The 13,364-nt window shown below is 42.5% G+C and carries 8 protein-coding genes and 2 pseudogenes; 5 read left to right on the top strand and 5 right to left on the bottom strand.

Translation table 11 applies throughout. The features are described from left to right. Nucleotides 1–52: 52 nt before the first annotated feature. Complete coding sequence (locus tag ACRWSG_RS05405) at nt 53–1,228, bottom strand: HD-GYP domain-containing protein (RefSeq protein WP_462165830.1); 1,176 nt, start codon at nt 1,226–1,228, stop codon at nt 53–55. 152 nt (nt 1,229–1,380) lie between these two features. Continuing rightward, nucleotides 1,381–5,183, bottom strand: a pseudogene (gene putA, locus ACRWSG_RS05400) (bifunctional proline dehydrogenase/L-glutamate gamma-semialdehyde dehydrogenase PutA). 166 nt (nt 5,184–5,349) lie between these two features. On the opposite strand from putA, the gene ACRWSG_RS05395 reads away from it, so the two are divergent. After that, nucleotides 5,350–5,832, top strand: coding sequence for a winged helix-turn-helix transcriptional regulator (locus ACRWSG_RS05395; protein ID WP_054551119.1), 483 nt, complete (start codon nt 5,350–5,352; stop codon nt 5,830–5,832). A 72-nt stretch (nt 5,833–5,904) separates the two neighbouring features. On the opposite strand, the gene ACRWSG_RS05390 is transcribed toward ACRWSG_RS05395, so the two are convergent. Next, on the bottom strand, nt 5,905–6,432 hold the full coding sequence (locus ACRWSG_RS05390) for a TetR family transcriptional regulator (RefSeq protein ID WP_199530171.1): 528 nt from the start codon (nt 6,430–6,432) through the stop codon (nt 5,905–5,907). 394 nt (nt 6,433–6,826) lie between these two features. Further along, nucleotides 6,827–7,426, bottom strand: a complete 600-nt coding sequence (locus tag ACRWSG_RS05385) for a TIGR04211 family SH3 domain-containing protein (RefSeq protein WP_054551122.1) — start codon at nt 7,424–7,426, stop codon at nt 6,827–6,829. Nucleotides 7,427–7,639: 213 nt separating this feature from the next. Here ACRWSG_RS05385 and ACRWSG_RS05380 point away from each other — a divergent pair, with 213 nt between their 5' ends. Genes ACRWSG_RS05380 through ACRWSG_RS05370 form a run of 3 tightly spaced genes read left to right on the top strand, consistent with a single transcriptional unit; the run spans nt 7,640 to nt 9,810 of the window. Then, nucleotides 7,640–9,160, top strand: coding sequence for a CYTH and CHAD domain-containing protein (locus tag ACRWSG_RS05380; RefSeq protein WP_462165829.1), 1,521 nt, complete (start codon nt 7,640–7,642; stop codon nt 9,158–9,160). A 37-nt stretch (nt 9,161–9,197) separates the two neighbouring features. Beyond that, nucleotides 9,198–9,341 carry a hypothetical protein gene (locus ACRWSG_RS05375; protein ID WP_462165827.1) on the top strand — a complete coding sequence of 48 codons (144 nt, stop codon included), beginning with the start codon at nt 9,198–9,200 and terminating at the stop codon, nt 9,339–9,341. Beyond that, nucleotides 9,325–9,810: an START domain-containing protein gene (locus tag ACRWSG_RS05370; RefSeq protein ID WP_462165826.1), complete on the top strand. Its 486-nt coding sequence runs from the start codon at nt 9,325–9,327 to the stop codon at nt 9,808–9,810. Before ACRWSG_RS05375 ends, ACRWSG_RS05370 begins: the two co-directional genes overlap by 17 nt. A gap of 41 nt (nt 9,811–9,851) precedes the next feature. On the opposite strand, the gene metK is transcribed toward ACRWSG_RS05370, so the two are convergent. After that, complete coding sequence (gene metK, locus ACRWSG_RS05365) at nt 9,852–11,003, bottom strand: methionine adenosyltransferase (protein ID WP_054551125.1); 1,152 nt, start codon at nt 11,001–11,003, stop codon at nt 9,852–9,854. A 266-nt stretch (nt 11,004–11,269) separates the two neighbouring features. Between metK and tkt the strand changes: the two are divergent. After that, nucleotides 11,270–13,262, top strand: a pseudogene (gene tkt, locus ACRWSG_RS05360) (transketolase). The last annotated feature ends 102 nt before the right edge of the window (nt 13,263–13,364 follow it).

Below are 13,364 nucleotides of genomic sequence, written 5' to 3'. Positions count from 1 at the left end.
CCAGTCCTGAGCTTAAGGGATTAAGGTAAAATTGAGTTCTTAAAAAAGCGGATCAGGTCGATGTTGAACTCAGTGGTTTGACGGCGGCTTCTAAACTGTCGTGACAGCGACTATTTGCTAAGTTTATATCCTGTATTTCGGTATAGCGTGCATGTTTAGCGTTATAGAACACTTTAACTTGAGGTTTTAAAGGGCTAGTAGGGTTACTGTGAGTGACCACACCTAATTTTTGGCTTTCAAGTTTCACTAAGGTGCCGACTGGGTGAACACCGATGCACTGAATAAACTTAGTGACTAGGTCTCCGTCAAAGCTATCGGGGCAGCCATCTTTGAGTATCTTAAATGCCTTAATTGGCTCCATACCAGCTTTATAGACCCGCTCTGCGGTTAATGCATCATAAACATCAACAATCGAAGCCATACGTACGTACAAGCTAATCTCTTCAGCACTTTTACCAAATGGGTAGCCACTGCCGTCTAAGCGTTCGTGATGGAAGCCTGCTATATCAACAGCAATTCCGCTCAAGCCTGCTTGTTCTAAAATTTCTTTACTAAAACGAGCATGGTCTTGAATAGTTTGGTATTCGGCATCGGTTAATTTGCCGGGTTTATTGAGTATTTCATCGGGAATATTTATTTTTCCAATATCGTGCAGTAAAGCACCGGTCGCAAGCTCCTCAATAATGGTTTTTTCGATACCTAAGTGTTTAGCAAAGATACTAATTAAAATCGAAACATTGATTGAATGTTCAAGTAGATAAGTATCTTTGTCACGCATACGGGTGATACAAGCAAGCGCATCTTGGTTACGAAAAACCGAGTCAATAAATCCAGTCGCGAGCTCTTGAAAAGGGGCAATATCAATTTTGTTGCCATTACGAATATCGTCAAAGGCTTTACTTTGTAATGATCTTGCTTCGTTATATAAGTTATTGGCTTTAGTCATTTCTGCCGACACACTGTGAGTGGTGTGCCAAGGATCGAAAGCGGCAGCGTCTCCTACTGGTTGCGGATTGTGTTGCTGCTCAACCACTTTATTGTCACTGTCTAAGGTCAGTGTTTTGTCTGGATCGATCGCAATTTCTAATATGCCAGCTTTGATCAGCTTGTCTATACTTCCCTGTGTTTTAACCCAACCTTGGTTTTTTATACGGATCTTGCCTGTTTGTTTTGTCACGCTCTGTACAAACATGCCCGGCTTAAGTTGATTGATAGGAAGTGTTTTCAAGACCTTTACTTCTAAACGACTACAATAATATAAAATTAGCAGAAAGTTCGTGTATCAGTAAATAATAATAGTAAAAAGGAGGGGTTTTTATGGCTGTAAACAAAAAGCCCTCGACTAGCGAGGGCTTTCTCATTTAGTTATTGCAATACAACTTACTCGTCGTCTTCAACCAAGGTCATTAGTGATGTGTTACCACCTGATGCGGTTGTATCAACGCTGATTGTTTTCTCAGTCAGTAAGCGCTTGATTAGCGTGTCGTAGTACTCAGAGCTGATCACTGGCAGGATTGCACCTTTACGTTGTGCTAGCTGCTGGCTAAAGTAGCCTAAACGTGATGAACGAGCCGCAACAACCGCACCTGCAAGGTGAGGGTGCGCTAAGATAGCTTGTAACTGATTAGGTTTAGCAACTTGGAATACACCTTCAGCGATACCTGTAGAGATAAACTTGTCTCTGAATGCAACCGCTTCGTCAAAGAATAACTCAGAAGCAACCGTGATTACCGTGTTACCAGCAGCAAGTGCTGTGATAACCGAAATTGCCCAGAAGTTAAATGACGTACTCTTATCTGCATAACAAACCACACAACCACGAGGCTCTAAGTGAAGTGTGTTTGACTCACCCGTTATCCAGGCAACACAGTGTGCTTACGCATGTGTTTTTCAAGACGGTTAAGTTGCGCACGAGCATCAGCTAGCGTTAATGCTAAGTCATCGGCAAGCTCGTCAATAATTTCTACAGTCGCTACTTTTGCAAGTAATTGACGTACAGCAGAAACTCGGTCGTTTAGTGGTGTCGCACGCCAGATCTTCTCATCGCGTAATGAGTTATCCATTAGCTTAGCAACTTGCTCAGCTGCACCTGAATAGTGGTGAGTATCTAACTCATCAGGTGTTAGGTTTGTCATTTGTACGTTATCTGGTGATGCTTTTTCTTTCACAAGGCGTTGTAGGTAGTTAGGGCCGCCCGCTTTAGGACCAGTACCAGATAAACCACGGCCACCGAAAGGTTGTACGCCAACAATCGCACCGATCATATTACGGTTGATGTAAACGTTTCCTGCACGTGACATTTTCGCTAGGTATTCACAGCGCTCTTCGATACGTGAATGCACACCCATCGTTAAGCCAAAGCCCGTGCCATTGATTTGGTCAATCACGTTATCAAGCTCTGTGCCTTTAAAGCGGATGATATGTACACAAGGACCAAATACTTCGCGCTTAAGTACAGATAAATCTTTGATTTCGTATAAACGAGGCGCAAAGAAGTAAGCACCATTTTCACTGTTATCAGGAATAGCACACTCATAGTGAAGTGTTGCATTACCTTTTAAGTATTCAACGTGGTCACTTAAGTTTTTAAGTGCTTTTTCGTCGATAACTGGGCCGATATCTGTTGAAAGTAATGAAGGGTCGCCAACGTGAAGTTCTTTTAAAGCGCCTTTGATCATCTCAATGATGCCATCGGCAACGTCTTCTTGTAAGAATAATACACGTAGTGCAGAACAGCGTTGACCAGCACTTTGGAAACCTGAACTGATTACATCATCAACAACTTGCTCTGGTAGAGCAGTTGAGTCAACGATCATACAGTTTTGACCACCCGTTTCAGCAATAAGCGGTACTTGAATATCATTACGCGCAGCCAATGTTTGCGAAATAACAGTACCGGTTTCTGTAGAACCTGTGAACATAACAGCTTGAATACGCTCATCAGGAACGATGGTTTTACCTACTTCGCTACCACGAGCAATAACAGGTTGTACAACGTGCTCAGGTAAACCAACAGATAGCATAAGTTCAATGGTACGAAGGGCAATTAAGCTTGTTTGCTCAGCAGGTTTAGCAATAACTGTGTTACCTGTCACGATTGCCGCAGCAACTTGACCTAGGAAGATTGCAAGTGGGAAGTTCCATGGGCTGATACATAAGATCACACCACGTGCTTCAAAACGCTCGTCTTCAGAAAGTTCCTCTGCGCGTGCAGCGTAGTAGCGGCAGAAATCCACTGCTTCACGAACTTCATCGATGCCATCTTGAGTTACTTTACCTGCTTCTTTGATACATAGTGCCACTAACTCATCGTGGTGACGCTCTAAGATATCAGCAACGCGGCGTAATAGGTTTGCGCGCTCTTTTACTGGCGTTTGTGACCATGACTCAAATGCTTTTTCTGCATTTTCTAAAAGTGCAGTCATTTCGTCAGAAGATTGTAGCTTCACATGACCAATGATTTCTTTGTGATTCGCAGGGTTCTTTACCGGAAGAGAGCCTTCTGGCACATCGCTTAATTCAATGCGGTGCTCAGCAAACCAGGTATCAAGGTTTTCTTTAAATGGTGTGATTACGTTGATATCAGTTAAGTCCATGCCTTTTGAGTTAGCACGTTCTTCACCGTATAAATCAATAGGCATCTTAATTTGCGTGTTGTACTTGTTACGTAAACCTTGCAGTGTTTCTACAGGGTCAGGTAATAGTGACTCAACAGGCTTAGTGGTATCAACAATCGCATTTACGAATGATGAGTTAGCACCGTTTTCTAATAAACGACGTACTAAGTAGGCAAGTAAGTCTTCATGTTGACCTACAGGCGCGTAAACACGACATTGAATTTTTTCTTGGCTTACGATTTGGTCGAATAACGACTCACCCATACCGTGTAGGCGTTGGAATTCAAAACCTTCGTTGTCACCTTTTGCAACTTCTAAGATTGTTGCTGCAGTGTAGGCGTTGTGTGTAGCAAATTGCGGGTACAGTACATCACGTGCTTCAAGTAGTTTAATAGCACAGGCTTTGTAAGAAACGTCTGTGGTCGCTTTACGCGTGAATACAGGGTAGTGATCTAAACCATCTTGTTGAGTGGTTTTGATTTCTGTATCCCAGTATGCGCCTTTTACAAGACGAACCATTAGTTTACGACCAACGCGACGAGCTAGCTCTGCAACCCATTCAACCACAAAAATAGCGCGTTTTTGGTATGCTTGAACTGCTAAACCAAAGCCGTTCCAGTTACCTAAATCGTCATCACTGAATACTGCTTCAATAACATCTAAAGAGATATCTAAGCGGTCAGCTTCTTCAGCATCAACAGTAAAGCCGATATCGTAGCTTTTCGCTGCAAGCGCAAGTTCTTTTAACTTAGGTACGATTTCAGCAATAACACGTTCACGATGTGTGAACTCATAGCGTGGGTGAATCGCAGAAATTTTAACTGAGATACCAGGGCTCTTGATTGGACCACGGCCATTTGCCGCTTTACCAATTGCGTGGATAGCTGTCATGTAGCTGTTGAAGTAACGCTCTGCATCTTTCATTGTGCGTGCGCCTTCACCTAGCATATCGTATGAGTATACGTAGCCTTTTTGCTCTTTATCGGCTGCACGTTCAATCGCTTCGTTGATAGTACGACCCATAACGAATTGCTTACCCATGATCTTCATCGCGAAGTTCACAGATTTACGAATAACAGGCTCACCTAAACGACCAATTGTTTTTTTAAGAACACCGAATTGCTGCTCTTTTGACTTGTCGCTGTAGTTAACCATTTTACCGGTTACTAACAGACCCCAAGAAGAGGCGTTTACAAATAAAGAATCGCTGCTACCTAAATGCGAGCTCCAGTCACCTTTAGCAAGTTTGTCACGAATTAGTGACTCTTGCGTTGCTTTATCTGGAACACGTAATAGTGCTTCTGCAAGACACATTAATACAACGCCTTCTTCACTCGAAAGTGAGAATTCATTTAGTAATGCATCTACACCGCTTTGACCATCCTGATCGCGACGGATATTTAAAACCATTTGACGAGCACGTTCCCACGCTCGGCTACGCGCTTTCACGCCTACTTCAGCCAAAGGCAAAATATGATCAATAACCGCATTTTCGTCAATACGGTAGAAATCACGGATCTTTTGTCTAATTGGACATTCAGTTGTCAAATCGCCATTAAATAGCATATGTAACCCTCTGGTATGTGGAGTCTAGAAATGAACTTATTGCATTTCTTACCATTGATATAATTCGTGCATTCTAATTAAAATCCAGCAGAATATGCTGGTTAAATTTTTCGATTTACGATAATTTACAGGGCATACCGTTAACTTAGCCGCATAAAATTCTGTTATGACCAGTCCGAATAGATTACGCATGTTAGATCGCATCGATTTAGCAATTTTAGACGCTCTGCAAAAAAATGGCAGAATATCGAACGTAAACCTCGCAAAACAGGTAAATCTGAGCCCAAGCCCGTGTCTAGATCGTGTAAAACGTTTAGAGCAAGAAGGCTACATCGAAGGCTATTACGCAAAGCTTAGCGAAGCTAAACTTAACCAGAGCTTGTTAGCACATGTACAGGTATCATTGGTGACCTCGAATACATCAGTATTTAAAGTGTTTCGCGAATATATATTGAATATTCCACAAGTGGTTGAATGCGACATGGTCGCTGGTGGCTATGACTACCTATTAAAAGTACGGGTCTCAGATATGGATGAGTATCGCCAAGTACTGGGTGATTTAGTAGATATTCCCGGAGTGGGTACACATCACACCTATATGGTGATCGAAAAAATAAAACAGGACACAGGCCTTAGATTCGATATTTAACGTAAGGAAACCGAGTGGTTTCCTATCTTTCTGTAGCACTGAACGAACGGCGCTACAGTTTATACAACTAACCTAATTGATGTTAATTTTTGATAGTTTTGCTTTGAGTGTTGCCAGCATCGAACCGACAGAACTGTCTTCCTGATTAAGCCCTTCCATGAGCGTCATAAAGTAAATATCAATAATGATATCTGCATCTAAAGCGGTTGCTTCATTGTCATTGATCAGGCGCTTTTTGAATGCTTTAAGCTGCGGTTCAAGCTCGTTCTGTTGCCACATAATTTCTTTAAATAACTCTCGGCTAAACTCCTTTTTTGCAAGGTAAAACTCATAAAGAAAACAAGCGTAATGGTACATTCTATCTGTCGCTGTAGTACTCGAATCTGAGTGTTTAGCGCGGCTTAGAATATCTTCTAGTTCACTCTCAAAACTGTATTTAAGAATCTCAACTTTAGTCGCAAAGTGACTAAATACTGTGCCATTGGCGACATTAGCTGCTCTTGCAATATCTCGTGTGCTGGTCTGGTGGTAGCCGAGCTCTGAAAAAAGCTGCCATGAGGCTGTAAGTATCTGTTGTTTTGTTTGCTCTTTTTTGGTCACTGAACACTCCAATTTTTATGCTATTTAACCAGAAATTAAAAAAAACTCAATCAAAGGTGTTGTAAATTGAGCGCGCTCAATATTAAAATGAGCGCGCTCAATTAAATGGATGGTTGCACTATGAATAAATTAAAACGCTTAATTGGTTATGTATTATTCGTACCTGGTATTTGCTTTTATAGCTTTATCTTAAACCTCTGCTTATTGCAGTGCTATTGCCTGGAGGCTTGATATTGTTATTGCTTATCTTAGGTTACAAAGAGGGGCTTTTAGTGTTAAAGCAAGAAGTGTTTAAGACTCTTAGACAAAAATGCTCTTGAGTAAAAAGTGGATAAGTTTAAAAAATAAACCCTGCAAAATGCAGGGTTTATTTTTGTCAAAATGGGGAGGAGGTTTATGCCCAGCCGTCGTAACGTTTACGACGAGATAACACCACGGTTAGGATAATACCAAGTAGTAAGCCGATGAACGCAATTGCGCCGCCATAAGTTAATAACTGACGTTTCTCTTTGGCACTGGCTGTTTGCTTAGCATTACGCTCAGACTCAATAGTACTTTTAAGTGCTTCAATTTGCTTGCTAAGCGCTAGGTTTTGCTCTGTTAGTGATTTGTTCTGCTCTTGTAGTTGTGGTAGTTCAATTTCAGCTTGGCGAAGCTGTTCTTGCATTACCGTCATGTCGTTATTCAGCGCTTGAAACTGTTGTTGAATACCTGCATTTTCAGTAACAAATTTTGACTCTACCCAACCTTCACGATCTTTATCATCACGAATTTTAAAGTAGCCATTATCTTCACCCGACAATAACACTATTTGTGTGCCTGCATCGACTGAACCTAAAATGCGGTAGTTTTTGCTTGGACCTGAGTGCATAAAGGTGTACAGGTTATCGACTATGTAGGCGGTGTTTTGGCTGTCGCTGCTTGGTGCTTCTTCTGCGTAGCTAATAAAAGAGGTGGCCGCAAGGAGCAACCCAAAAATACACTGTTTTAACATCAATCTACCTTGTTAATGTGATCTTGCCTAGAAGTGGCTAAATTTATAATTTCTTTATGTATAGAGATAGTAGGGATTTCAACTATTAATAGCAAGGCTGATATTGTAATCCGTGCGTGGGCTTAACCGCAAAAAACAGGAAAAAATTTGCATTAACAGTCTGCTTTGTTTATTTTGATCACTTATTTATTTTAAATGTACTCCGCAAAGCGAATGGATACTGAGATAGAACTGAAGTTTTTGGTGTCAGATGCCGTTGTTCCACTGATCCCCGCATTAATTACCCAATTTGCAAAAACCGTTACCAATAAACCGTCACGCAATTTACAAAATGCTTATTACGATACGCCAAGCCGAGAATTACGCGCTTTAGATATTGGCCTTCGTACTCGCTGTTGTGATGGTGAGTGTGAGCAAACCATCAAGCTTGCTGGCGAAGTGGTGGGCGGCTTACATCAGCGCCCTGAATACAATTTGCCACTGTCAGGTAATCGCCCTGATTTACTTGCATTTGATGCTGCTATTTGGTCGCATGGTATGCAAGTGCCTGCCATCGCAGAAAACCTATACCCAATTTTTAGCACTAACTTTATACGCCGTACTTGGTTACTCGAAACCGAAAATGGCGCAAAAATTGAAGTGGTATTAGATAAAGGTGAAGTGGCTGCATCGGGCCAAGTTGAGCCAATCTCTGAACTTGAAATCGAACTGATTGAAGGTAGTCGCAATGAGTTGTTTGCTTTGGCAGATAAACTGGTAAGTGAAAGCCATGTTCGCTTAGGGCTTTATTCTAAAGCTGCTCGAGGTTATCGTCTTGCAGATGACAAACCATTAAAAGCAAGTAAATCAATTGGCTTTGTGCCACTAAAACGTGGTGCAACCCAAGAACAAGCCTTAGTAGAAAGCATTAACTACGCGATTCGCTTTGTACAAAAACATGAAGCCTGCTACTTCATAAAACCAAGCTTAAAAACCCTTAAGCGTGTCACCGACGGTATTCGTTTGATTCGCCATACATTTTGGCTGTTTGACGATATTGTTAGTAAAGACGATACCGACTCATTACGTACAGAATTAAAGTGGTTATTAAGCGAATTAGCATGGGTTGAAAATGCTATTCAGCTAAAAACCTACACATCTAAGCGCCACGCGTACTACAAAAAAATCAACAGTGCGCCTGAGCTCACTCAAGTTATTAATGACTTAAAAGAGTTGCAGCCAAGCATTGAAGATATCGAAAAACTTTTCCATAGCACCCGATACAATCGCTTATTATTACAATTAACAACATGGTTGATTGAAAAACAATGGCGTAAGTCATGGGGGCAAACTGAGTTTCAAGCTGCTGAAAAACCTGTTGCCGATATTGCTAAGCGTTTATTTGCTAAAGATTGGCACGATATGCACGAACTTATTCCTGAGCAGCAAGTGTTTACAGATAAAGACTATTTGGCACTGCGCACCCGCCTTGAAAACTCATTACTCAGCGGCAACTGCTTAGGCGCTTTGTTCGATAAAGAAGATCGAAACGAGTTTCGTATGCCGTGGGTTGATATCTCTCATGGTATTTATGAGTTAAGCACCCTTGAGTACTTAAAGCAGTTATGTGCAGGGCAAGACGACTTAGAGCTAACAAAAATTCAATCATGGCTTGATCAAAAGTCAGAGTTTTTGGTCAGTGCAATGGAGCAAAGTCGCCACGCGTCATTTAATACAGACCCTTATTGGTTTTAAATAAATGCGCTTGTGCCTATGGATAGGGTTAGCATGTTTGAGTCTCTCGGCAGTGGCTAACCCTATTGAATGGCAAACCTACAAACAGCAAGACGATATAAAGGTTAGCTATAAAAAGCACGAAACTGGCATTATAGAAATTAATGCTTCTGTGCTGGTAAAAAATGCTAAACGCCAGTGACTTTATGGCGCTGTTAAGTGATACCGACAACGCGCCTAATTGGCTCGAAAATGTTAAAAGCGTGACTTTAATGGAGCGCTTAAGCCCCTCAGAAACCCTTGTTTACACTCACTTTAACTCGCCTTGGCCGGTGTTAGATCGCGATTTGGTGAGTTACTCTTGTTATCATGCCTTAGGTGAACATAAAACAGAGCTAAAAATTATCAGTCAGCCATACGCTAAAGCAGAAGTCTCTGGGGTTGTGCGTATTAAAGAGCTCAGGGCTTATTGGCGTTTAGAAGAGCAGCAAAGTCATTTATTGGTAAGCCATCAGGCCTATGCTGATCCGGGTGGCTCAATCCCGCATTGGTTGAGCAATAAGGTATCGCTAAAGAGCGTTTATAAAACGCTACAAGCACTGACAGAGCAATTAACCAATAATCAGTTCTCGCGAGATAACTTAATAAGTCAGTTAGGTTCGTGTTCATAAAAAAAGCGCCAAAAGGCGCTTTTTTCATTTTATCTAACCTATTACAGGCCAGCAGCTGCGCGAAGTGCGTCTGCTTTGTCTGTACGCTCCCAAGGGAACTCATCACGACCGAAGTGACCATAAGCCGCAGTCGGTTGATAGATAGGACGCTCAAGATCAAGCATTTGGATTAAGCCGTAAGGACGTAGGTCGAAGTGCTCACGTACTAATTCGATTAGACGCGCTTCTTCTAATTTACCTGTACCAAATGTCTCGATGCTGATAGATGTTGGCTCTGCAACACCGATAGCGTAAGAAACTTGTAGCTCACATTTGTCAGCAAGGCCTGCAGCAACCACGTTTTTAGCAACGTAACGAGCAGCATATGCCGCTGAACGGTCAACTTTTGATGGATCTTTACCTGAGAAAGCACCACCACCGTGACGAGCCATACCACCGTATGTATCAACGATGATTTTACGACCTGTAAGACCACAGTCACCCATTGGGCCACCGATTACGAAACGGCCAGTTGGGTTGATGAAGAACTTAGTCGCGCTTGAGATTAGCTCAGCAGGAAGAACTGGCTTAATGATCGTTTCCATTACCGCTTCAACTAAGTCGTTTTGTGAGATTGAATCACAGTGTTGAGTTGAAAGAACAACGGCATCAATACCAACAGGCTTGCCATTTTCGTATGCAAACGTTACTTGAGATTTTGCATCTGGGCGTAACCAGTTAAGCTCACCGCTTTTACGAACTTCAGCTTGGCGCTGAACTAGACGATGTGAATAAGTGATTGGTGCAGGCATTAAAACGTCAGTTTCATTACATGCGTAACCGAACATTAGACCTTGGTCACCAGCACCTTGCTCTTCAGGGCGAGCACGGTCAACACCTTGGTTGATGTCTGGAGATTGTTTACCGATAGTGTTTAGGATCGCACAAGAGTCAGCATCGAAACCCATGTCTGAGTGCGTGTAACCGATTTCACGTACTGTTTTACGTGTGATTTCTTCGATATCAACCCAAGCGCTAGTTGTGATTTCACCACCAACCATCACCATGCCAGTTTTAACGTAAGTCTCACATGCAACACGGGCATGAGAATCTTGCTCTAAGATAGCATCTAGAACCGCGTCAGAGATTTGGTCCGCGATTTTATCCGGATGACCTTCAGAAACAGATTCAGAAGTAAATAAATGTTTTGCCATTGTATTTCTGCTCACAAATATTGCGCTTCACAAACGTCGGTAATAGCGCTAAAAAATTAAGGGGCGTATTTTATCTAAAACAAATATGTTTGCATAGTAATTTTACGCCTAGACGTCCATTTAAAATTAGTAATAACGTATTGTTCTTAACAAACGCCCATAAATGGTGCATTTAATGCGGATTTTTAATTGCACTGTACCCTTACAATAAGTAAGAATGGGGCTTCATAAACAACCAGCGCAAATACATAAAGGTAGGAGAATTCATGCCATCACGCAAAGAACTTGCAAATGCTATTCGCGTCTTATCAATGGACGCAGTACAACAGGCCAAATCTGGTCACCCTGGCGCCCCTATGGGCATGGCAGATATCGCAGAAGTACTATGGCGCGATTATCTAAAGCACAATCCAACGAATCCAGAGTGGGCAGACCGAGAATCGATTTATTCTTTCGAATGGCCACGGTTCAATGCTGATCTATTCTCTACTGCACTTAAGTGGCTATGACTTACCACTAGAGGAAATTAAAAACTTCCGTCAAATGCACTCAAAAACACCGGGTCACCCAGAGTATGGATATGCACCAGGTATTGAGACTACTACGGGTCCATTAGGTCAAGGGATCACAAATGCAGTGGGCATGGCAATTGCCGAAAAAGCGCTAGCTGCACAGTTTAACCGTGAAGGCCACGATATTGTTGATCACTTCACGTATGCATTCATGGGTGATGGCTGTTTAATGGAAGGTATTTCACACGAAGCCTGTTCATTAGCCGGTACATTAGGCCTAGGTAAACTAGTTGCGTTTTGGGATGACAACGGCATCTCAATTGATGGTGAAGTAGAAGGTTGGTTCAGCGATGACACACCAGCGCGCTTCAAAGCATACGGCTGGCACGTAGTTAGCGATGTTGATGGTCATAACCCTGATGCAATTCGCGCCGCTATCGAAGAAGCGCGTAGCATTACTGATAAGCCATCATTAATCTGTTGTAAAACAGTGATTGGTTATGGTTCACCTAATAAATCAGGTAGCCATGATTGTCACGGTGCACCACTAGGTGAAGACGAAATTAAAGCATCTCGTGAGTTCCTTGGTTGGACTGGCGATGCATTCGAAATCCCAGCTGATATCTATAGCGAGTGGGATGGCAAAGAAAAAGGTAAGCAACTAGAAGCAAGCTGGGACGAAAAATTTGCAGCTTATGAAAGTGCATACCCTGAACTTGCTGCTGAGTTTAAGCGCCGTACAAACGGTGAGCTACCGGCAGATTGGGCTGAAAAGTCACAAGCTTACATCGAAGAGCTACAAGCAAACCCTGCAAACCCTGCAACACGTAAAGCATCACAAAATGCATTAAACGCGTTTGGTCCGTTACTACCAGAATTCATGGGTGGCTCTGCTGACCTTGCTGGTTCTAACTTAACACTTTGGGATGGCTCAAAAGGCCTAGAAGCAAACGATGCAAACGGTAACTACATTTTCTACGGCGTACGTGAATTTGGTATGTCAGCGATTATGAATGGTATTGCACTGCATAAAGGCTTTATTCCTTACGGTGCTACATTCTTAATGTTCATGGAATACGCACGTAACGCAGTACGTATGGCGGCACTAATGAAGCAACCAAGTATCTTCGTATACACGCACGATTCAATTGGTTTAGGTGAAGATGGTCCAACGCACCAACCGGTAGAGCAGATCGCAAGCATGCGTTTAACGCCTAACCTAGTGAACTGGCGTCCATGTGACCAAGTTGAGTCAGCGATTGCATGGCAACAAGCTATTGAGCGTAAAGATGGCCCAACGTCACTCATTTTCACTCGTCAAGGCCTTGAGCAACAAACGCGTACTGCACAACAGTTAGCCGATGTGAAAAAAGGTGGTTACGTACTTAGCTGTGACGGTGAGCCAGAGCTTATCCTTATTGCAACAGGTTCTGAAGTACAGCTTGCACAAGATGCCGCTGCAGAACTTCGTTCACAAGGTAAAAAAGTACGCGTGGTATCTATGCCTTCAACTGATTTATTTGATGAGCAAGACGCCGCGTATAAAGAAAGCGTACTACCAGCAAGCGTTACACGCCGCGTAGCAATCGAAGCGGGCATCGCAGACTACTGGTACAAATACGTAGGTCTAAATGGTGCAGTAGTTGGTATGACGACATTCGGTGAGTCAGCACCTGCAGGCGAGCTATTCAAGCACTTTGGTTTCACTGTTGAAAACATCGTAAACAAAGCAAACGCTTTGTTCTAAGCTTAAGCCGCTAAAATTTAAAAGCCCGCCCTGTATAGCACAGCGCGGGCTTTTTTGTGTTTGACTGGTAGGTTGGGTAGAACGGAGTGAAACCCAACGGTT

This window comes from Pseudoalteromonas sp. GB43 (assembly GCF_054923805.1).
The sequence above is the reverse complement of the archived record's forward strand: the minus strand, read 5'-3'. Positions and strand labels throughout refer to the sequence as shown.

Coding starts and splice junctions, on each gene's coding strand:
- ACRWSG_RS05395 (WP_054551119.1), top strand. CDS start 5,350: ATGACCAGTCCGAATAGATTACGCATGTTAGATCGCATCGATTTAGCA.
- ACRWSG_RS05385 (WP_054551122.1), bottom strand. CDS start 7,426: ATGTTAAAACAGTGTATTTTTGGGTTGCTCCTTGCGGCCACCTCTTTT.
- ACRWSG_RS05380 (WP_462165829.1), top strand. CDS start 7,640: ATGGATACTGAGATAGAACTGAAGTTTTTGGTGTCAGATGCCGTTGTT.
- ACRWSG_RS05370 (WP_462165826.1), top strand. CDS start 9,325: ATGCTAAACGCCAGTGACTTTATGGCGCTGTTAAGTGATACCGACAAC.
- metK (WP_054551125.1), bottom strand. CDS start 11,003: ATGGCAAAACATTTATTTACTTCTGAATCTGTTTCTGAAGGTCATCCG.